The 22341-nt window shown below is 42.5% G+C and carries 20 protein-coding genes and 1 tRNA gene; 2 read left to right on the top strand and 19 right to left on the bottom strand.

Annotated elements, in window-relative coordinates:
- Positions 1 to 54 precede the first annotated feature (54 nt).
- The 8 genes from NQ550_RS07465 to NQ550_RS23040 all read right to left on the bottom strand — a co-directional run bounded on the left by NQ550_RS07465 (position 55) and on the right by NQ550_RS23040 (position 7133).
- Positions 55 to 137 (bottom strand) — tRNA-Leu (locus NQ550_RS07465).
- Positions 138 to 201: 64 nt separating this feature from the next.
- Complete coding sequence (locus NQ550_RS07460; RefSeq protein ID WP_025576936.1) at positions 202 to 1266, bottom strand: leucine-rich repeat domain-containing protein; 1065 nt, start codon at positions 1264 to 1266, stop codon at positions 202 to 204.
- 296 nt (positions 1267 to 1562) lie between these two features.
- Entirely contained in the window at positions 1563 to 3092 is a 1530-nt protein-coding gene (locus NQ550_RS07455; RefSeq protein WP_081703152.1) for a glycerophosphodiester phosphodiesterase family protein, read from the bottom strand.
- Positions 3082 to 3297, bottom strand: a complete 216-nt coding sequence (locus NQ550_RS07450; protein WP_020993737.1) for a hypothetical protein — start codon at positions 3295 to 3297, stop codon at positions 3082 to 3084. The genes NQ550_RS07455 and NQ550_RS07450 overlap by 11 nt, the downstream gene beginning before the upstream one ends.
- Before the next feature lie 187 nt (positions 3298 to 3484).
- Positions 3485 to 4765, bottom strand: coding sequence for a diaminopimelate decarboxylase (locus NQ550_RS07445; RefSeq protein WP_008704744.1), 1281 nt, complete (start codon positions 4763 to 4765; stop codon positions 3485 to 3487).
- A 17-nt stretch (positions 4766 to 4782) separates the two neighbouring features.
- Complete coding sequence (locus NQ550_RS07440; protein ID WP_025576938.1) at positions 4783 to 5661, bottom strand: acyltransferase family protein; 879 nt, start codon at positions 5659 to 5661, stop codon at positions 4783 to 4785.
- A gap of 114 nt (positions 5662 to 5775) precedes the next feature.
- A complete protein-coding gene (locus NQ550_RS07435; RefSeq protein ID WP_025576939.1) occupies positions 5776 to 6717 on the bottom strand; it encodes a magnesium transporter CorA family protein in 942 nt (313 codons plus the stop codon).
- A gap of 239 nt (positions 6718 to 6956) precedes the next feature.
- Positions 6957 to 7133, bottom strand: a complete 177-nt coding sequence (locus NQ550_RS23040; protein WP_465221265.1) for a DUF6783 domain-containing protein — start codon at positions 7131 to 7133, stop codon at positions 6957 to 6959.
- Between NQ550_RS23040 and aroC the strand changes: the two genes are divergently transcribed.
- Positions 7077 to 8228 (top strand): chorismate synthase, encoded by a 1152-nt coding sequence (aroC, locus tag NQ550_RS07430; protein WP_416386859.1) that lies wholly within the window; start codon positions 7077 to 7079, stop codon positions 8226 to 8228. The genes NQ550_RS23040 and aroC overlap by 57 nt on opposite strands.
- Before the next feature lie 111 nt (positions 8229 to 8339).
- Here aroC and NQ550_RS07425 read toward each other — a convergent pair whose 3' ends face one another.
- From NQ550_RS07425 to NQ550_RS07390, 8 genes are all read right to left on the bottom strand, one after another.
- A complete protein-coding gene (locus NQ550_RS07425) occupies positions 8340 to 9407 on the bottom strand; it encodes a lactonase family protein (RefSeq protein ID WP_008704751.1) in 1068 nt (355 codons plus the stop codon).
- 294 nt (positions 9408 to 9701) lie between these two features.
- Positions 9702 to 10979 carry a glutamate-1-semialdehyde 2,1-aminomutase gene (hemL, locus tag NQ550_RS07420; protein WP_008704752.1) on the bottom strand — a complete coding sequence of 426 codons (1278 nt, stop codon included), beginning with the start codon at positions 10977 to 10979 and terminating at the stop codon, positions 9702 to 9704.
- Positions 10979 to 11962: a porphobilinogen synthase gene (gene hemB, locus NQ550_RS07415; protein ID WP_008704753.1), complete on the bottom strand. Its 984-nt coding sequence runs from the start codon at positions 11960 to 11962 to the stop codon at positions 10979 to 10981. Before hemB ends, hemL begins: the two co-directional genes overlap by 1 nt.
- A gap of 60 nt (positions 11963 to 12022) precedes the next feature.
- Positions 12023 to 13528 (bottom strand): uroporphyrinogen-III C-methyltransferase, encoded by a 1506-nt coding sequence (gene cobA, locus NQ550_RS07410; protein ID WP_008704754.1) that lies wholly within the window; start codon positions 13526 to 13528, stop codon positions 12023 to 12025.
- A gap of 48 nt (positions 13529 to 13576) precedes the next feature.
- Positions 13577 to 14497, bottom strand: coding sequence for a hydroxymethylbilane synthase (gene hemC, locus NQ550_RS07405; protein WP_330366253.1), 921 nt, complete (start codon positions 14495 to 14497; stop codon positions 13577 to 13579).
- Positions 14475 to 14972 carry a precorrin-2 dehydrogenase/sirohydrochlorin ferrochelatase family protein gene (locus tag NQ550_RS07400; protein WP_022381476.1) on the bottom strand — a complete coding sequence of 166 codons (498 nt, stop codon included), beginning with the start codon at positions 14970 to 14972 and terminating at the stop codon, positions 14475 to 14477. The genes hemC and NQ550_RS07400 overlap by 23 nt, the downstream gene beginning before the upstream one ends.
- Positions 14962 to 16191, bottom strand: coding sequence for a glutamyl-tRNA reductase (gene hemA / locus NQ550_RS07395; protein WP_025576942.1), 1230 nt, complete (start codon positions 16189 to 16191; stop codon positions 14962 to 14964). The genes NQ550_RS07400 and hemA overlap by 11 nt, the downstream gene beginning before the upstream one ends.
- Positions 16192 to 16564: 373 nt before the next feature.
- Complete coding sequence (locus NQ550_RS07390) at positions 16565 to 18265, bottom strand: AAA family ATPase (RefSeq protein WP_025576943.1); 1701 nt, start codon at positions 18263 to 18265, stop codon at positions 16565 to 16567.
- Positions 18266 to 18472: 207 nt separating this feature from the next.
- Here NQ550_RS07390 and NQ550_RS07385 point away from each other — a divergent pair, with 207 nt between their 5' ends.
- The gene (locus NQ550_RS07385; RefSeq protein ID WP_025576944.1) at positions 18473 to 19288 is read left to right on the top strand and encodes a hypothetical protein; all 816 of its coding nucleotides are present in this window, start codon (positions 18473 to 18475) and stop codon (positions 19286 to 19288) included.
- A gap of 64 nt (positions 19289 to 19352) precedes the next feature.
- Here the strand turns inward: NQ550_RS07385 and NQ550_RS07380 are convergent, their stop codons facing one another.
- The 3 genes from NQ550_RS07380 to NQ550_RS07370 all read right to left on the bottom strand — a co-directional run bounded on the left by NQ550_RS07380 (position 19353) and on the right by NQ550_RS07370 (position 22335).
- The gene (locus NQ550_RS07380) at positions 19353 to 20057 is read right to left on the bottom strand and encodes a response regulator (RefSeq protein ID WP_025576945.1); all 705 of its coding nucleotides are present in this window, start codon (positions 20055 to 20057) and stop codon (positions 19353 to 19355) included.
- Complete coding sequence (locus NQ550_RS07375; protein WP_025576946.1) at positions 20050 to 21615, bottom strand: ATP-binding protein; 1566 nt, start codon at positions 21613 to 21615, stop codon at positions 20050 to 20052. The genes NQ550_RS07380 and NQ550_RS07375 overlap by 8 nt, the downstream gene beginning before the upstream one ends.
- 72 nt (positions 21616 to 21687) lie before the next feature.
- Complete coding sequence (locus tag NQ550_RS07370) at positions 21688 to 22335, bottom strand: potassium channel family protein (RefSeq protein WP_022381472.1); 648 nt, start codon at positions 22333 to 22335, stop codon at positions 21688 to 21690.
- Positions 22336 to 22341: the final 6 nt, after the last annotated feature.

The following is a 22341-nucleotide window of genomic DNA, read 5'->3' as shown; positions in this document are numbered from 1 at the left end:
GCAAATAAAAAAAAGCGAAAACCTTCATAAACAAAGGCTCCGCTTACTTTTTAATGCCGGCAGTGGGACTTGAACCCACACGTGGTTGCCCACAACAGATTTTGAGTCTGCCTCGTCTGCCATTCCGACATGCCGGCATTGAAACGAGTATTATCATATCACGTTTTTGTCGAAATGGCAAGGGCATTTTTGAGTTTTTTTTTAATATTTCACAAACCTCGTTTTAGAATACACACTGCTTGCCTTGATCAGTTTCTGATATCTGGCAAACAGCTTCTCAGGAAGTCTGATAGTTACGGTTTTGTTGACCGCAAAAGCTTTTTTTCCAACATAGTTCAGTGCTGTACTGTTGATCCTGATCACTTTGACCGCCGGGCACTGGTAAAAAACTCTGGCATCTATATGTCTGACACTGGCAGGAAGTATGAAATTTCGCAGTTTTGTACACTGTGCAAATGCGTTGCTGCCAATTCTTTTTACTCTGCTGCCAAATCTTATGTTCCGCAGATTCGGGCACTGGCTGAACGCATATTTTCCAATCGTTATTACATTATTTCCAAAAATAACATCTGTAATTTCTTTGTTCCCGCTGAAGGCATTCTTGTCAATTGTAGTTACTTTATAAACTTTATCATTGATCACAACTGTAGCCGGAATTTGTATCACATTATATTCCGCAGCAAGACCTGTAACGCTTACTTCTCTTTCATTTAAAATCTTATAGCCAATTCCACCTATCAGGTACTTATAGCTTCCATCCTGTTCAGTTAACGGAGCTGCATTGAACTGATATCTCACAGGTTGTACAATATCGTTTTTCTCCCATATACCTCCTGTATATTCTTCTCTCTGGAAAAAGATATATATATTGTATGCACGTTCCACCTTTGTATAAATACCCTTTGCAGAACCGATTTCCCATTTCCTGTGAATATCGCTTTCCTGCGGTTTGAGAGAAAGACTCCAGTATAATGGTGTCCATCTGGCATCTCCCTCAACAGGATTCGTATTCTGCGTTCCGGCACCGGTCACATTAAATTTATAGTAAGTGTTGGGATAGAAAACCAGAGGTTTGTCAAGTCCTTCAACGACACTGTCATTTGCACTTATCCCTTTGCTTTCATCTGTGTCTGTTGAAGTTTCCTCTCCGGCTGCCAAGATGAAATTCTGTGTATCTGCTCCATCCTGAAATTCCGCTGCACCGGTCGTACTGACCGGAACTGCTGCCAGAACACCTGCCAGCACCATAGCTGCTATTTTTTTCATTACTCTCTCCTCCTCTTTTTCAGCAGTATATAAAATATATACAACTGTTCAGTCCTTTCTTATAGCAATAGTGAACTGTTAAATACTTACGACATTTGTGTTACTGTTCTGCTTACAATTTATATCTACATCTTGTATTTTACTTATTTTTCTGCTAAATGTCTACCTTGATTTTCTGCTAATCCTGTCGTATTTTTGTTACTGTTCACTCCGTTCTCAGTAACTTAGCCAAAATTCATTCCAGATTGCCTACGGCAATAGAATTTTGGCTTGTATGTCTCGGGATTTTGGCATATTCATGCCAAAACACCTCGCGGGATAGTGCTATGTGAATAGTAACGCATTTTTACTTCATCTGTATTCCACTTCTCATACGTGATATAATCCGCACCCATTTTCCTGAAAATGTCTACCATATCTTCATTCCGGCAAAGCCATACGGATATGCGGATTCCATTCTGATGAGCATTGTTGATATCATTCATACTGATATTTTTATACTCTGCACTTATGTCCAGATCATATTTCTTACACTGCTGTATCATAGAAGCATTCACGCGCACTGTACGAATCCACTGCAATTTCCCTGTAAATCCCATCTCACGCAGTTTACCAAGTGTTTCTATGCGAAAACAGATGAGTACCGGCTCTTTCTGTGATTCAGTCAGAAGCTGCATGAACAAATTCATGGCTTCTTCCGTACGGATTGACTTTATTTCAATCACCGGCGTCACAGAGTACTTATTGCAGCATGCAATATACTGTTCCAGTGTAGGAATAAGATTATCCGGATACTGCGAAGCATTTCTTCCATTTATAATCGGATACTGCTTTATCTCCTCATAAGTCATCTCTGAAATAAGCCTGTCCTCCCCGCACATCCGCAGCAAAGAATCATCATGAGAGACAACCAGAACTCCATCTGCGGTCTCTCTCACATCTGTCTCCACAAACTCCGCCCCATTGCGTCCTGCCATCTCAAAGGCAGGCACGGAATTCTCAGGTGCTTCTGTCTGTTCACCTCTGTGCAAAATATAATGAGTAACTCCATCCAGGGGTTTCCGGAACTTTTCCTCATCTTCCGGTGCAGGTGTGATTTTCGGAGTTGGCGTGACCGTTACCGTCGGCTCCGGGGTCACAGATGGTGCTGGTTCATCCGGCGTCAGTGTAGGCGTAATTTCCGGAGTTTCTGACGCTGCCGGCAGGACGATCACTTCTATCTCTGATACATATCTGTCAGTACCATAAGAAACACTGGTGATTTTGACATTTCCCGCCTTTTTTGCAGTAACTTTTCCTTTCTTTGATACAGTTGCCACCGTTTTATCAGAAGAAGTATAAGTCAGCCTTTTTCCATACTTCTGCGGCTCCAGAATAATTGTCTTTCCTGCCGTTACTTTCACCTGTTTTTTGTATTTCTTAAAAAGAACTGTTTCCGTTTTATTACAGACAAAAACCTCGCAGTTTACTTTCAGTCCACTCATCTGTGCTGTGATCGTTGCATGTCCGGGCTTTAAACCATATATCCTGCCATTTATAACCTTTACACATTTTGAGTTACTGCTGGTCCATTTAAACTTCTTTGGACTCACTTTTGTATCATGATTCAGGATCTTTACTGTATAAGTGGCACCGGTCTTTACAACCACCTCAGATTTATGCACTCGATATTCGTCTGCTGCATAAGTATTATCTGCCACAGATATTATACTGGTAAAACCTGTAATTATAAGCACAATAGCAAATATGACAGACCTTACAGTCTGCATGCCTGTTCTTTTGTCTCTGTATTCTTTTTTCTTATCTCCCATTATTCTATCTCTCATCTCTCATATGCCATTCCTGATCTGCTGCTTTTATTTCCGGTATGTTCTTAAACACTTCACAATTCTGATCACATTCGTCTCTGATGCAGGGACAGACCATCTTTACTTTTTTAAAATGTCCGGGAACACCCTCATATTGTACACTCCACAGACCATTGTAATGCAGCTGTTTACACATTCCTGTTTCATATTCATATTTAATCATACGTCTACCTCCGAACAGACAAAATTTTTACAGTACATTCTTCTGAAACCACTGTTTCTCCATACAAAACGAAAGGCACTAACCTTCCAGCATCATGCACAGATCAGTACCTTTCTTTTTGTGTATTTTTATGTCCTATCTGCCCCGTCAATACCACAGGACAGTAAATTACAGAATAATCACAGCATTATTCCATATCTTCCAGTAATTTCTCATAAATCGGGAAGCAGTCAAATGTTGCGAAATAATCCTTCGGTGTCTCGGCACGGCGGATCATCTCGAAACTTCCATCTTCATGGAGAAGGATCTCAGAAGATTTCAGTTTACCATTGTAGTTATATCCCATGGCAAAACCATGAGCTCCTGTATCATGGATCACAAGAAGATCTCCCATATCAACCTTCGGAAGATAGCGGTCAATTGCAAACTTATCATTGTTTTCGCAGAGAGAACCTGTCACATCATACATATGATCACATGGCTGGTCTTCTTTTCCCATAACAGTGATATGATGGTATGCGCCATACATTGCCGGACGCATCAGGTTTACAGCACACGCATCCACACCAATATATTCTTTATGAGTATGCTTCTCATGGATTGCCTTAGTTACCAAGCAGCCATACGGTCCCATCATGAAACGTCCCATCTCTGTATAGATTGCAACATCACCCATTCCGGCCGGAACAAGTACTTCTTCGTATACTTTGCGGACACCCTCACCGATCTCTCTGATATCATTCGGAGTCTGATCTGGTTTGTAAGCGATTCCAACACCACCGGAAAGGTTGATAAACTTCACATGAGCACCTGTCTCCTTCTGAAGTTTCACTGCCATTTCAAACATCTCTTTCGCCAACATCGGATAATACTCATTTGTCACAGTATTGCTTGCAAGGAATGCATGGATACCGAATTCCTCGGCACCTTTTTCCTTCAGGATCTTAAATGCTTCAAAAATCTGCTCTGTTGTCATACCATATTTGGCATCTCCGGGGTTGTCCATAATATCGTTGCTGATCTTAAACACTCCGCCCGGATTATAACGACAGCTGATCACCTTCGGAATATATCCTACGGCTCTTTCTACGCTCTCGATATGTGTGATATCATCAAGATTGATGATCCCGCCGATTTCATTTGCATATTTGAATTCTTCTTCCGGTGTATCATTGGAAGAAAACATGATATCTCCCTCTTTGCATCCGATTGCTTTGGACATCATCAGCTCTGTCATGGAAGAACAGTCACAGCCACAGCCATACTCCTGAAGGATCTGGATCAGAAATGGATTTGGAGTTGCCTTCACAGCAAAGAATTCTTTGAAGCCCTTATTCCATGCAAATGCTTCTTTCACTGCCTTTGCATTCTCGCGGATACCTTTTTCATCATAAAGATGGAAAGGTGTAGGAAACTGCGCAGTGATTTCCTGAAGTTTATCCAGGGTGACAAATGGTACTTTTTTCATAATAATCTTTTCTCCTCTTACTTCTTGTGTATATGTGTATATAAATGATCCTGACAATACTCGTAGTTTCCGTTACATTTAGAACAGAAACGGAATTCCAGATTCGGATCATCTTTCTCTGTACGGCCACAGACTGCACATTTGTGCTTCGTCACTTCCCCTGACTTGCTGCCACCCGGGAAGGGAACGGTCTTACTTTCTCCCATTGCTCTCTTAAACTGATTTCTGCGATGGATTTCCTTCGGATTGTATCTGTTAAGATTTCTTGTACCAAGGAAGAAAATGATAAAGTTCAGTAAGGATGCGATGATTGGCAGTGCCATAAACCATGCTCCTCCCATAAAATATCTGACAATATCATATACCACAAGAGCAGCATATACAATCGCCATCCACTTCATCTTGATCGGGATTACAAAGTACAGTAAAACCTTCATATCCGGATATGTCAGCGCATATGCCAGAAAAATAGATAAACTGATATAATACGTTGAAAACTGTGATCCGTTCAGATAAGCATCTAACACTCCACCTGTGATAAAATACAAAATAAACGCAGAAATTACTGTAAAAATCATTCCAGATAAAATATATACAGTAAATCTGAATGATCCCCATGTACGTTCCAGCGATGCACTGATCGGATAATAAAAGAACAATATCGCAATCATAAACCATAAAGCAGATGACGTACTCGGCGGATAAATAATCCATGTAACAAGTCTCCATATCTGACCATGCAGGATTTCAGAGACATTCAAACTCAACATGGAAAGAGCCCCCGGATTAATATACATCAATGCATATCCCAGTACATAACTTACAATAATATAAATCGTAAGATTCTCAATCCCGCGATTTCCAAATTTTCGTTCCAGTTTGTCAATAAATTTCATAAATCTCCTTTTCTCACAAAATGCTATTCGTTCTTTCGTTACAGCGGATATCCACAATCTGCTTTCTCTGCGTAATTCTGCACCGAATAGCTGCCTCTCAGTTCAGACACAAAATCAGAAAAACTTCTTCTTGGAAAGAAATATCGCTGCAATAATACTTGCCACTACAGAAAGGATGATAACGATAAGAAATCCCCATGGTGTCCTGGAAAACGGCATTCCTGCAGCACTCAGGTTCATACCATACGCACTGAAAACAATAGTCGGAATACTCATAACAATGGTAATAACAGCCAGAACCTTCATGACAATGTTCAGGTTATTGGAAATAACTGACGCAAAAGTTCCCATCATACTGCTGAGGATACCACTGTAAATATTAGCCATCTCGATGGCCTGCTTATTCTCAATGATAACATCCTCCAGCAGCTCTGTATCCTCCGGATATTTCTTGATACTCTCCACCTTCAGAAGTTTCTCCAGAACCATCTCATTGGAACGCAGAGATGTGGTAAAGTATACCAGTGATTTCTCCAGTTCCAGAAGTTCCATCAATTCCTGATTTCTTGTAGACAGATGAAGTTTCTCCTCAATCTGCTCGCTCTTCTTATCTATAATACGCAGATATCTCAGATACATGCTGGCATTACGGTACAAAATCTGCAGAATAAATCTGGTTTTCATATAGGTAAAAAAGTTTCTTACCCTGCCTTCCATAAATCTTGTCAGAACCTGTGTGTCTTCCAGACATACAGTAAAGATCATCTTCTGAGTCACGATAATACCAAGAGGAATGGTCACATACCAGTCCTTCTCGTTACGTTCTTCAATCGCAGGTACATCTGCAAGGATAAGGGTATAATTGTCCTCCACTTCTATACGGGAACGCTCTTCCTCATCCAAAGGTGCGCGCAAATCGTCCACCTCTATCCCAAACTGCTCGGAAATTTCAAAAATTTCTGTTGCCGTAGGATTCGTCAGTGCAATCCAACAGCCCTCCTGTGGTTCCTGTATTTCATGGATAGCGCCATCGATTGTCTTAAAAATCCTTACCACGATCCACACTTCCCTTCTTTTTCTCGATTTCCCCTCAATAGATTGTTACTGTTTACTCTGTTCTCAGTAACAATAAATCTGCAACTATTCAGAGTTTCTGCAAGAGATTACTGAACAGTTACGTTTACTCTTTATTTTCACAAAGACTCAAACATCATTATAATTTGAACATGAATTTTTGTCAATTCTAATGCTTTCGGTTTACAAAACTTTTACACTTCGCTATAATAAAGTAGTATTTATTTATAAAAGTCCCGTAAAGTGGGGGCGTACAGATTGTGGGAATGATTTTCCAAACACGCTCTAACTACGGCAACTGAATTCAGGTGAAATATCCCGCAAAGTGGGGCGTGCAGATTGTGGGAATGATTTTCCAGACACGCTCTAATACAATAACAGGAAAGGATACAAATCATATGAGCCAGTCATCATTTGGAAATAAATTTAAGGTAACCACCTGGGGGGAATCCCACGGAAAAGCTCTCGGAGCTGTGATAGACGGATGCCCGGCAGGCCTTCCTCTCTGTGAAGAGGACATTCAGAAATTCCTCGACAGAAGAAAACCCGGACAGAGCAGATACACCACCGCTCGTAAAGAGGGAGATCTGGTAGAAATCCTCTCAGGTGTCTTTGAGGGCAAAACCACTGGAACTCCAATTTCTCTGATGGTAAGAAATACAGATCAGCGCTCCAGAGACTACGGAAATATCGCATACTCCTATCGTCCCGGACATGCAGACTATACTTTTGACCAAAAATACGGATTCCGCGACTACAGAGGCGGCGGACGTTCTTCAGGGCGGGAAACCATCGGAAGAGTTGCAGCAGGTGCCATTGCTTCTAAAATATTAGGAGAACTTGGCATTTCAATCTGCACCTATACCAGATCTATCGGACCTGTTGAAATTGCTTCTTTTAATAAAGAAGAAATCCATCAGAATGCATTTTATATGCCGGACGCACAGGCAGCAGTGAAGGCCGGTAAATATCTGGAAGAATGTATGAAGAATCAGGACAGTGCAGGCGGCGTGATCGAATGTCGTATTACCGGAACACCTGCCGGACTTGGCGAGCCTGTCTTTGACAAGCTCAGTGCTCTTCTTGCCCACGCCCTGATGTCCATCGGTGCAGTCAAGGCTGTTGAAATCGGTGACGGCATTGCAGTGACTTCCTCAAACGGTTCCACTGACAATGATGGATTCACAGTCAAAGACGGTGAAGTCATCAAAACCTCCAACCACGCAGGCGGAATCATGGGAGGAATCAGTGACGGCAGTGAAATCATACTTCGTGCCCATATCAAGCCAACCCCATCCATCAGCCAGCCGCAGCAGACCGTAACCAAAGATAAAGAACCTCTTTCTCTGGAAATCCATGGCCGACATGATCCGGTCATTGTCCCAAGAGCAGTGGTTGTGGTAGAATCTATGGCAGCAATCACACTGGCGGATGCGCTCTTTGTCAATATGAGTTCCCAGATGGATAAGGTTCGGGATTTTTATCGGAAATAATTCCAATTAATCCACGCAAAAATACCTTCACTTGAATCCTGAGCTGATCTCAGTTTCAAATGAAGGTATTTTATTATCTGCCTATATTGCTGATTCTATGTAACGAATCTGTTATTCTTCCGGAACCGGCCAGATTCTGATACAGTTTGGCTCTGTAATCTTAATCGGCTTACCGTTCATCACAATAATATTCTTCTCATAATCCACTGTAAAAGTAGTCAGTGTATTACTTGCATGATTAGCCAGCACCAGATGCTTATCATCCGGTAAAAGTACCAGATCTTTCGGATATTCACCACTGATCGGAAGTGTAAACTTCCTTGTCAGCATACCAGTCTCCTCATCACGCTCAAACATGGAAACTGTATCCTCACCTGCTGTTGTACAGAAAAGATGCTTGCCATCATTTGCAAGAGAAAGACCGGACGCTGCATTATGTGTATCATGAACATCCTTCTTCGCACTTGTCTCAATCGTCTGGATCAGTTCAAACGCCGGAACCTTACCGCTTCCATCATATTTGTAAGCCCTGATCTCATTACTGAGTTCAAAGAGAATATAAGCAAACTTACCATCATCGCTAAAACGAATGATACGCGGGCCGCTCTCTCTCGGACATCTCAGGATGTCTACCAGTTCCAGCTTATTGCGCAATTTGTTGACACGGTAAATCTTCACCTGATCAATTCCGTTATCTACTGCACAGAGATATTTATTATCCGGAGTCGGACGAACACAGTTCACATGGGGACGGAAGTTACGCTCTGCAACACTTCCGAGTCCTGTATGGAATACGCCATCCATCAGGCTTCCAAGTCTGCCGTCCTTATGAGTATGTACAACAGTCACCTTACCGTCATGATATCCGGCAACATAAAGATACTTACCGTCAACATCTGTAGAAAGGAAACAGCCTCTCATTCCATCAATATTTACACTGTTGATACGTGACAGATCACCATTTTTATCACGTTTAAATACTGCAACACCCTCATCCTCGATAGAATAAAGATACTTACCATTCTTTGAAACAGCCATGTGGGATGCATTACTTACTTCAACACTGCTGCGTTCTGTAAGAGTGCCATTCTCAACATCAACATCATAAACATGGATTCCCTGTCTGGAAGAGCCATGTGTATAAGAACCCACATAAGCTACATATTTCTTTTCACTCATAATGCTTTTTTCCTCCTGCTGTCCTGAAGTTTATTTATCATCGCTCACTCTGTTCCCGTCTGCTGTCAGCGAGCAATAATATTTTCGTCCCGATATTGCCGGACGATGTCATACGATAAGGTGATTATAGCACATTTTCCTAATCAGAACAAGATTACGGAACTCAGTTTTATGTATTTTTTCCAGTTCATGGGTTACTGTCGTTACTGTTCACATACAAGCCAAAATTCTATTGCCGCAGGCAATCTGGAATGAATTTGGGCTAAGTTCTATACCGGATAAGCGCTCTGCTGTTTATTTGGTAAAATAATTTCTGACAGCCTCCAGTGTCTGGTCTATGATCTCATCTGTATGGGCAACAGATAAAAACATTGCCTCAAACTGTGACGGAGCCATATGGATTCCCTGCGCAAGCATTCCCTTGAAATATTCAGAGAAAGCTTTTGTATCTGAAGATTTGGCTGATGTATAATCCACAACCTCCTGCTCTGTAAAGAACAGGCTTCCCAGGGAAGATACGTAATTGATATGGTAAGGCAGATTTTTCTCTGCCAGGATTTTCTCCATACCGCCATAGAGACGTTTTCCTTTTTCCTCCAGATCTTTATAGATTCCCTGGTGTTCATAGAGATATTTTAACTGTGTCAGTCCTGCTGCCATTGCAATAGGATTTCCGCTTAAGGTACCGGCCTGGTAAACCTTTCCCACAGGGGAAACCAGTTCCATAATCTCTCTGCGTCCGCCGTATGCGCCTACCGGCATACCTGCACCGATGATCTTACCATAGGTAACCAGATCAGGGGTCACGCCAAAATATTCTGCAGCACCGCCAAAAGCCAGACGGAAACCAGTGATAACCTCGTCAAAGATCAGAAGGGCGCCGTACTCATCGCAGAGCTTTCTCAGACCTTCCAGGAACCCCTTTTTCGGGGGAACCACACCCATATTTGCGCCTACAGCTTCCACGATAACAGCAGCAGTCTGTCCGTCAGCCTGCTCCATCAGTGCACGTACACTGTCCAGATCATTATAAACAGCAGTCATGGTATCCTCTGTGCATCCCTTAGGAACACCGGCACTGTCCGGAACACCGCTTGTCATCACACCGGAGCCTGCACTTACCAGCATGGCATCACTGTGTCCATGATAGCATCCTGCAAATTTAATGACCTTATTCTTTCCTGTAAATCCTCTGGCAACACGGACTGCACTCATAACAGCCTCTGTACCGGAATTTACCATACGCACCATATCCACATGTGGAATATGGTCACAGATGAACTCAGCCATCTCCACTTCGATTGCAGTTGCGCATCCGAAGCTGAGGCCCTTTTCACACGCCTTCAGCACACTTTCTTTTACTTCCGGAAAATTATGGCCCAGGATCATCGGTCCCCAGGAATCGATATAATCCACATATTCTTTTCCATCAACATCATAAATATGGCATCCGTCTGCACGGTCGATAAATCTCGGTGCAATACCGATAGCACCGTAGGCACGTACAGGACTGTTTACTCCTCCCGGAATTACCTTTACCGCTCTGTCAAATAATTCTTCTGATAAACCCATCAGCCGATTCTCCCTTCATCCATGCATTTTGCAAGTTCTTTTGCATAATAAGTAAGATAGATCTGGGCACCTGCACGGTATGCACTGACTGCCATCTCACACATAATACGTTCTTCATCGATCCATCCCATCTTTGCAGCTGCTTTCACCATTGCATATTCACCGCTTACACTGTATGTTGCAACCGGCACATTTACAGCCTTTGATACCTCAGAGACCATATCCAGATAAGACATGGCAGGTTTTACCATAATGATATCTGCGCCCTCTTCCACATCCGTAAGAGCTTCCTTCATTCCTTCTCTTCTGTTATGGAAATCCATCTGGTAGCTCTTTCTGTCACCAAAAGACGGTGCAGAACCTGCTGCATCACGGAATGGTCCGTAGAAAGCAGATGCATATTTTACTGCATAGGACATGATCGGTGCTCCATAATGTCCGTTCGCATCAAGAGCCTCACGGATAGCACGTACACGTCCGTCCATCATATCAGAGGGAGCTACCATATCTGCGCCTGCCTCTACATGGGAAACAGCTGTCTTAGCCAGTAATTCCAGTGTTGCATCATTATTTACATCATGACCGCAGAGCACTCCGCAGTGTCCGTGTGAAGTGTACTCACACATACATACATCTGTGATATAGTACATGTCCGGGAACTGTTTCTTTGCTTCTCTCAGGGCCTTCTGTACGATTCCGTTGGGGTCGTACGCACCGCTTCCCACCTCATCCTTATGATCCGGGATACCGAACAGCATAATGCTGTTTACTCCTGCATTCTGCAGACGTTCCAGTTCAAAAGGAAGACGGTCTACACTGTAGCGGAACTGTCCTTCCATAGAAGGGATCTCTTCTTCGATTCCTGTTCCCTCTTTTACAAATAAGGGATAGATAAGGGAAGACTTGTCCATTCTTGTCTCTCTTACCATTTTTCTTAAATTTTCACTGCCTCTTAATCTTCTTGGTCTCTGAATTAAGTCCATGTCTTTTTGCTCCTTTTATCAACAATTCTCATAACTGTTCCATTTTTTGCAGAATAGTTATCAGTTTTCCTGTTTCATCTCTTCCACAAGCTCTATGAGACTTTCGATGGTAGCCTTCTTTGCCATGCGGGTCTGCATACCATAAGCATCTGCTGCAGCTTTGGTCTGTTTTCCGATACAGGCAGCTTTTACCTTCGTATAGTCCAGTCCCTTTGTGCCTTCCACAAAGCCCTTTACAGTGGATGCACTGGTAAATACTACACAGTCCACACTTCCTGTCTCCAGTTCTTTCTTCTCATCGATCAGTCTGCTCTTCTCATAACGAGTAGTGTAGGTTGCAATATCATCCACCTGTGCCCCTGTCTGCTCCAGCAATTCTGTCAGCTTTTTATTTCCGGCTTCGGCTCTTGGGATCAGGATTTTTTCATTTCCCTGAAGTTCTTTTGCAAGCTCTGCTCCAAGAGTATCTCCGTCATACACATCTGGCACAAAATCAGCCAGCAGGTGATGCTCTTTCAGCTTTTTCTTCGTTCCTTCACCGATCACTGCGATCTTCGCCTGTCCCAGGCTGCGCACATCCATCTCTTTTCTGTCCATCTCGTCAAAAAAGATCTCCACACCTGCAGGGCTTGTAAAAATGATCCACTGATAAGTATCCAGTTTCTCAAATGCCTCATACAGTCTGCCATTATCCTCAACAGGTACTGTACAGATAGACGGCAGCTCCAGAACCTCGGCACCTTTCTGACGGAGAAGATCTGCTGTCTTTGAAATATGCTGTCTTGGTCTTGTGACCAGAACCTTCCAGCCTGCCAGAGGAAGCTTCTCATACCAGGCAAATTTGTCAGCCAAAGAACATACCTTTCCCACAACAATAATGGCAGGTGTCTCTATCCCCTGTCTGTCCACCTCTTCCTTGAGGGTACCTACAGTAGCAACCACCCGCTTCTGTCCTGCTGTTGTTCCTTTCTGAAGAACTGCTGCCGGCATATCCGGATCCATTCCACCTGCAAGAAGCCCTTTGCAGATATCCTCCAGTGCTGCAATTCCCATTAGAAACACCAGTGTTCCCTTTGTCCGGGTCAGTGCTTTAAAATCTATATCATACTCCTGCCCTGCGCGTTTATGTCCTGTAATAATATGTAAGGACGAACAGAAATCCCTGTGTGTCACAGGAATCCCATTATAAGCAGGAACAGAAATGGGAGATGTCACTCCGGGTATAATCTCATAAGGGATTCCATTCTCAGAAAGAAGTTCCAGTTCCTCCCCGCCTCTTCCAAAGAGAAAGGGATCTCCACCTTTAAGTCTTACTACTTTATTTCCTTTTTCAGCTTCTTCCAGAAGAACCTTATTAATATCCTCCTGCACCATTGTATGGTGATTTGCTCTTTTACCTACATTAATCAGTCTGGCATGCTCCGGGATCTTTGCCAGAACCCCTTCGCCTACCAGACTGTCATATACTACCACATCTGCCTGCTGCAGAACCGCTGCGCCCTTTAATGTAAAAAGCCCGATATCACCCGGTCCCGCACCAACCAGCCAAACCTTGCCAGCTGCCATGTTTCTTCTCCTTTTTGCGTCACAAGAATTTTCTTTTTATAAATTTTTTTATCTTCCCTCACAGTCAGATTTCAATTGCTTTGCAAGTGCAATTCCCAGCTTCTCTCCATCCTCTGCTGCACCTCTGATCTGACCTGTAAGCCACTTTCCTGTAGCTTCACTGTAATATAAACCGCGGATAAAGATCTCATCTCCGTCCACCTCTGCAAATGCAGCTACAGGCGAAGAACATCCTCCGTCCAGATATTTTACATATGCGCGCTCTGCAGCTCCTGCAAGCCAGGCATCCCTGTCACAGTATCCGTCCAGATACCCATAATCCTCACCTTTGCGTCCCTGCACAGCCAGAATCCCCTGACCTGCTGAAGGAATCATCTCATCCGGTGTAAAATATCTGCTGATCCTGCTTTCCAGTCCCAGTCGTTTCAGGCCTGCCGCTGCCAGGATCAGCCCGGAATACTCTCCTTCATCCAGCTTGCGAAGCCTTGTCTGCAGATTTCCACGGATACTCTTTACCTCCATCTCAGGATACAGCTTCTCTAACTGAAGAGTTCTCCTTAAGCTGGAACATCCCAGAGGTTTATCCGGATCCAGCTCCGCCACTCCCTCAGGAAGCACCAGTACATCTCTTGGATCCTCACGCTTTGAAAAGGCCAGAAGCGGAAGCTCTTTTGGAACCTCCATAGGCATATCCTTAAGACTGTGTACAGACAGATTGCTTTTACCATCCAGCAATGCCCTGTCCAGTTCTTTTACAAACAGTCCTTTTCCGCCCACCTTATCCAGGGTACGATCCAGAATAATATCTCCTGTCGTTTTCATAGTCAGGATATTTACTGTTATTTCAGAGCCGGCATTTTCTTCACGGTTTTTCTGTTCTATGTAGCTTTTTACCATCTCACTCTGGAGAACTGCCAGCTTACTCTCTCTACTTCCAATGATCACCTCAGTCATCATTTTCCTCCTCATTATCATCTTCCTGCGCAACTCTCTCCAGGGCATTCTGAATCTCTTCTCTTATCCTGCGCGCTTTTTTGTGGTCCAGACCACTGGCTGTGATTCCCACCACCAGTCCCTCTTCCATATAAATTCCCGGGAAATAAAAATCGCACTGCTCCCTGTCACTGGCTACATTAACATAAACGCCTTCCTGCCTGCAGATCCTGTGGATCTCATCATTTAACTTTCTGTCATTGGTAGCTGCGATCACCATATATGCCATCGCAAAGTCTGTACGCTTCACCGGACGTGTGATCAGCTCTACATAGCCGGCTTTGCCAAGCTCCATCATCTCCATGGTGACCTTCGGAGCAATGACTCTGATATTTCTGGTGAATGATAAAAGGGTTTTCACTCGACGGGTTGCAATGTTTCCGCCGCCTACAACCACGATATTCTTATCTGATAAGTCTATAAACATTGGAAAATACGGCTTATTCTTCATATATTTTCTCCAGTCCTGCCACACACTCAAGGAAAATCTCCTGATTCAGACTGTCACGCAGACCAAAGATCAGTTTATTTACTACTTTTCCTGCTGCCGTATCCACTGCATGGACCAGATTCTGCCTGTCATCCTCTTCCATAGGTGTTTTCTTTAATATCTTTGCAATCCTTAAATTCAGGTCATTGACTGCCTCATCTTTAATATCCTGAATTCTTGGGATCAGGTCTCTTCCATCCAGCCATTGGAAAAATTCATCCATCTGCTCTCTTACGATCGCGCCTGCTGCCTCCAGATTTTCCTGAAGTTCTGCAGGAACTTCCTCTATACGGAAGCTGTCCATGTCATAAAGTGTGACCCCCTGGAGCTTTCCAACAGATGGCTCTATATCTCTGGGAACTGCCAGATCGATCAGAATCAGGTCATCCTTTGTCCTGATTCCCTGGAATAATTCTTCTCTCAATGTGAAATTCGGGCTTGCAGTTGCACTCACTACAAGGTCACACTGCGGCACATACTCCATTCTGTCACCGTAATTAATGCGCTTACAGCCCAGCGGAATATTCACAACTCCGCTTCTGTACTGACGGATGGTCACTGTCACATCTGCACCTGCCTCCTGCAAAGCCTGAGCAGCCACCTTACCCATCTCACCGTTACCGATGACCATACAGGTCTTATCCCTGAGAGAATACCCTTTCTCTGCCAGAAATCCGATGGCCTGATGGATCACTGACGGATTTCCATGGGAAAAAGGAACCTCTGTCTTAATCCTCTTTCCTGCTGTGGCAGCCATTCTGAACAGAACCTCCAAAACACCATCTGCCGCAAAATTCTCTCTTGCCAGATTCAGGGCATCCTTCACCTGTGTAAGGATCTGATCCTCCCCTATGATCTGTGATTTCAGACCACTGGTAAGATAAAAAAGATGCTCAACTGCCTCCTGATCCTTACGCTCTACAAAATATTGTCTGTAAGAATCCTCAGTAATTCCCTTTATCCTGCAGAGGCAGTCATAAAGACAGACATCCACCTCATCATCCACACTTGCCCAGACCTCCAGGCGGTTACAGGTGGACAGGATCACGCATCCATATATTCCATTTTGATTCTTTATTTTTTCCATTGCTTCACCGGCATTTTTCTTTGTAAATGCAAATTTCGCACGAATATCCACCGGTGCCATATTATGGTCAATTCCAATCATGGAAATACTCATAACTTCTAACTCTCCTTTGTATTTCACCATTCCTCATTCATTTCATATCAAATCAAATATCCCACTGGCAACAGGGTATTTGATTTGATATGAAATCGGGACAGCTAAAAAGCACTGTCAGAAATATCATAATCATTTCCTGTTAAGATGTCAATTGCAAATACGGAAAAAGCTCAGCATTAGAGTAAAGGATGTTACTGTTCACATACCACTATCCCGAGACATACAAGCCAAAATTCCATTGCCACAGGCAATCTGGAATGAATTTTGGCTAAGTTACTGTGAGCGGAGTGAACAGTAACTAAAGGATAACGTGACAAGACCTCATTACCGTTCGTTCTGCATCCGGTAATGAGGTCTGAATATTCTGTATTCACTGTTTGTCTATTCTCATCAGCACCTTACATTTCTTTCTGTAACAGGCGATTCCATATTTTATGATTGTATGAATCCCTTCCTGCTCTAACGCCTCAGTATATCTGATATCTATAATCTGCTGAAGTGCTTTTTCGCACTCTCCCTGAAGATTTCCGTCATCTGCATATTTTACTTCGATCACAATTCCCACATCTTCATCTTCTATACGGATCAGAATATCCCCGAATCCGTCTCCTGATTCCCGATTTGACATTACTGACCAGTTCTCTTTGAATCCCAGAATACCAAGCAGCAATCCATGATAGAAATTTTCTTTCGTTGGTTTCCGGGCAAAGGTATCTCTTATGCTGATCGTTTTTTTCATATATTCTGTAAAAATCAACTCTACTTTTTCCGGATTTTGGTTCAGCAGTGCATCACACAAATCGCTGACTGTTTTTCCATCGTCCTTTACATTTTCTTTGAACATTTTCAAAATATGGTTGGTGATAATATTTCGGATCTCTCTGTTGGGAATAACCAGATTATATCTGTTACCACTGGGTTCCCCTCTCTGTGTCAGATATCCGGTCATAAAAAGTGTGCTCCACAGATTGTCTATGGAAGAATATAATTCCTTATAGGTAAGCTCAAAATTAATTTCTTTCTGGACAATCCCTCCATTTACCAGCTGTTCCAGCTCCATTCTGGTCAGCTTCTGTGGTTTTCCCACACTGTCAATGAAATGACTGATCACACTGTTTCCACTTGTATTCGCCCAGTAATTCTTCGGTTCCAGCCCGGGATCTGCCAGATGATCGCTGCAGAAATTGATCACATCCCATGGACAATAAACATCCACATTTCCAAACCGGTAGCCGTCATACCACTCTTTCACTGTCTCATAATATTTTTCCTGTCCATAATACCGGAGGAGTTCCCTTACTTCCGCATCTGTAAATCCAAATGTTTCATCAAAGCTCTTATCTGTAATGGAATAAACCTTAAAGTTGTTAAGACCTGTAAAAATGCTTTCTTTTGCAATCCGCAGGCATCCTGTCAGCACTGCGAATTTCAGACTGTTGTTGGTTTTTAATGCGTTCTCAAATAAATTACGGATCAGCAATACCATTTCATCATAATAGCCATTTTCATTTGCCTTTGCCAGAGGTACGTCATACTCATCGATCAGAACAATTACTTTGCTGCCATAGTGCTTTTCCAGCAATTCTGTCAGCTCACGGATACTGTACACCAGAGAATCGTTTGTCATTTCTTTTTTCTTTAACTGTGTCAGCAATTCGTGATCTGTCTCATCAAGCTCTGTGCTGTCTGAAAGTACGGATAGCCTGCGGGCTTCTTCATTGATTGTTTTTATGAGAAATCTGCGGGCTTCCTCATATGTGGCACCATTGATTCCCTTCAGACTGACAGAAACCACCGGAAATTTCCCCTGATATTCCTCACATAATTCCTGATTATCTGAAATCCTCAGCCCATCAAACAAAGTCTTATCTTTTCCAATCTCAAAAAAACTCTGGAGCATACTCATATTCAGGGATTTTCCGAAACGTCTCGGACGGGTAAACAGGTTTACTTCACCCCATCTTGTAAGCAACTGTTCAATCAGTCGTGTCTTATCTATATAATAGAAATCTTCCTGCCGCAATTTTTCAAAATTCTCAATTCCAATTGGAAGTTTTTTTAATCCTGCCATCTTATATCCCCTTCCATTTATAAAGCATACCTTATTATTGTTATCCGTCTTATTACTTTTCATAATAGCATGAATCCTACTGTAATTCCAGAAAATAATGCAACCTGTTACTATCGCAAGTGACAGTGGCAAGCGAAGTAAAATATGTAATAATATGATTGAGATACTTGCAGAAAATATTAACAGAAATGGAGGGTGATGAAAATTATGAAGATATTGAAGAAAGCAGGAGGGATTCTCCTTGTAATAATCGGAATATTCTTTTTTGTATCTGCTTTAAAGATGATCTTTGTGGATAACCCCAAAACAAAAGCAGCTCTGAAAGACGCAGTTTACGTTGATGCAGCAGATACGATCGACCCGGAAAACGATGGAAAGACAGTCATTGTATGCGGCACATTTGAGCTGACTGAACCGGCACATGATGATGAGCTTGGACTGGACTTTGACAGCATCCGCATTTCAAGTTCAAAACAGACAATGAAATTAACAAAATCTTCTTCCAAAAAGAAGGAGGCAATGACTGACGACGAAAAGAAATATGGCGTTCTGGAATGGAATTCATCTTTCAGCAGCATGCCGGTATCAGGCCAGGGGAAAATTGGAAATTATGCACTTTCGCAGGATTTTATTGATGATATTATGCTGACCAAAACCTGGGAAGATTACGACAAGGCAGCATTATCATCTGCCGGTTATACATATGTACCGGATAACACCTATACACAGAAGCATTTTATAGAACCATCGAACCAGACGACACGTTCACATAAAGAATATGATGTTCGTTATTATTATTCTGCTGCTGATTTCGAAACAGGGCAAACCGTAACTGCTATCGGCATACAGGACGGACAGACTCTCAAATCCGCACCCGGAATCACAGAGAATCTGATGAAAAATAAACTTGACCGCGATGAAGTGATCAAACAGGGCGGCACCCCAGGTGTAGGAGCCCAGATCTTTTCAGTTGTTTCCTCATTGCTGTTAATATTGGGAGGGTTCCTTCTTATTATATTATGAGAAATAAATCTATAGCAATCCTCTTAAATGCATTATTTACGAGGATTGCTATAAAAAGAGGATATTACTTTTCAATTCTAAGCATGCGATATCCAATGCCAATATGTGTCTGGATGTATTGCACTCCATTTTTCTCAGGCTCCAGTTTTTTTCGCAATGTTGCCATAAAAACTCTAAGAGAAGCAACGTCATTATCCGAACATCGTCCCCAAATCTGCTGGGTAATATAGGTATGTGTCAATACCTTTCCCACATTGCGGGACAAAAGGCAGAGCAGCTTATATTCTATAGGTGTCAGATGCAATTCCTCTCCCTTCAGATATGTACAGCCTGCCGTATAGTCTATCTTTAATCCACCATTCTCAAAAACAGAGCTTTCTATCTGCTCTCCGCTCTGCATAACCGCAAGTCTCCTCTGGGTGACACGGATACGCGCAAGTAATTCCTCAACAGAGAACGGTTTCGTAATATAATCATCCGCTCCTGCATCCAGCGCCTCTATTTTATCTGTGTCCTCACTTCTGGCGCTGATCACAATAATCGGCATATTCGACCAGGTACGGATTTTTTTTATCACTTCTACCCCTTCCATATCAGGAAGCCCCAGATCCAGAAGAACAATATCCGGATTGTGGGACGAAGCTTCCAGAATGGCTGAAAATCCGTTTTCTGCAGCCAGATATTTATAGTCATGTGTTTTTAATGTAGTAACGATCAGATTGCGTATGGGTCTGTCATCCTCAACCACCAGAATTAATGTTTTATTCATTTAATGTCACCTCGCTTAAGGGTAAAGTAAAAGTAAAATTGCATCCATGAGGATCATGATCTGTCAAAACCAGGGTTCCTTCATGTGCTTCTATAATAGAGTGGCAAAGTGCCAGTCCAAGTCCCAGACTTCGGTGACTATCCGCAACTGTTGTTTTCCCTGTATAAAACATCTCAAAAATATGTGTTTTCATTTCTTCCGGAATTCCCGGGCCATTATCTTCCACACTTATCTGCGCTTTTCCATCTGTTTTCGTTCCCCGAATGCAGATCACAGAACCCGGTGGTGTATATTTTATTGCATTGTCAACTAAATTTACCAGAACCTGCATAATAAGGCGTACATCCATACGTGCAAGAACAAGTTCTTCGCAGTCTGTCACAATTTTATAATCATCATGTTTCCGGCTGATATGCCTCAGGGATTCTGCAATCACCTCATCCAGAAGCTGGTCTGTAAATTTAAATTTCAGTCTTCCGTCATTCAGTCTGGTAATGGAAAGCAGATTCTCCACAACTCCGATCAGCCATTCAGAATCATCATAGATATCGCTATAAATCTGATGTTTTGTAGCTTCGTCCAGACGGTCGCTATTGCCAAGCAGCATATCTGCATTACCGGAAATGGAGCAAAGCGGCGTACGAAGATCATGCGAAATCGCCCGAAGAAGATCTGCCCGCAACTGTTCATTTTTGGCCATAACTGCATTTTTTTCTTTTTCTAATGCATTTTTCGCATTTTCCATTGCAAGCGCACATTCATTTATTACAGACAACAGGATACTGTATTCAAAAGTATCCAGTGTTTCTTTTTGCAATGGTATCCCGATCACACCGTAAACATTATCCCCGCTCCGGATTGCCAGATATAAACATTTAGCCTGAGGAAAATGGTGTGTGGACGCACCGGCATGCTGTCTGTTTTCACAGACCCATCTGGCTATCTGCTGCTCTTCTGGTATCAAAAAATCTTCTGTGTCCTCTTTTTCCCCGGAAAAAAGCTTTCCCTCTGATAAAGTTCCGTTTTCTACTACATATGCTGTAATATTGCGGTTTAATAAACGGAGAAGCTGTGTACAGGTGACATCAAGAATCTCTGTTTTCCCTTTTGCATTTTGCAGCAGACGGTCTGTATCGAACAGAATCTGTGTACGAAAAGCAAGCTGTGTAGACAGCTTTGCATGTGTTTTCAGCTTTGCTGCAAGTGCTCCCGTAAGTACGGATGAAATAAGCATTATGAAAAATGTCACCGGATAACCCACCGCATAGGTTTTAAAAGACATCCTTGGTTCTGTCAGAAAAAAACAAAATAAAAATACACTTAAGAAAGAGCCTGCCACACTGCAAAGATAGCCATCTGTCACAATCGAAGTAATCAAAACCCCCAGAATATATATGGTTACAATATTCGTATCCGTAAAATTCAGTTTCTGAAACAACAGACCAATTAAGGTGCATACCACAAATATAAATACCGTCAGAAAATAATCCTTTGCAGACGGTTTTTCCATAGACCATGTAAATGACCGTTTCTGATGATTCACATTTTTTAAACTCATCCTGTCCCCCACCTTTTTTACTGTTTTGAAAATTATATCATGGGGCTGTGTTGTGGTCAAAAGTCTTTTTTACTATATGCGGAAGCACTTCTGAAGAGCTCTGTATTCTCCCAGCACCAGCAATTTACTATTCTCTTCCAAATACGTATCCGGAGAAATTGCAATATTAAATTCTCCTTCATTTTTTACTGCCAGAATATTAATATTGTAACGCTTTCTGATATCCAGTCCGCCTACAGTTTTTCCAGTCCATTCCTCTGGCACTTCTACCTCAAAAATCGCATGGGAAGCATCCACCTCCATATAATCAAGGATATGATCATCTGTGTAACGGATAGATGCCCATTTTGCAACCTGCTTTTCCGGATAAACCACCTTATCTGCACCATTGCGTAAAAGAAATTTTTCATGGACATCACGTTCAGCTCTGGATATTACCAGTTTTGCTCCCAGTTCTTTCAGAAGGGAAGTTGTCTCAAGAGAATTCTGAAAGCTTCCTCCAATAGTCACAAAACAGATATCGTAGTTTCCAATTCCAAGGGATTGTAAAAATTCAGCATTGGTACTGTCCCCGATCTGGGCGTTAGTCACAAACGGAAGCACTTTGTCCACCCTTTCTTCCTTCCAGTCAACTGCCATAATTTCATGCCCAAGCTGATTCAGCTGCATGGCAATATGTCTTCCAAATCTTCCAAGTCCAATAATTAATACATTCTTCATAATATT

Source organism: Blautia wexlerae DSM 19850, from assembly GCF_025148125.1.
Classification (GTDB): domain Bacteria; phylum Bacillota; class Clostridia; order Lachnospirales; family Lachnospiraceae; genus Blautia_A; species Blautia_A wexlerae.
This window is presented reverse-complemented; position numbering and strand designations above follow the sequence as displayed.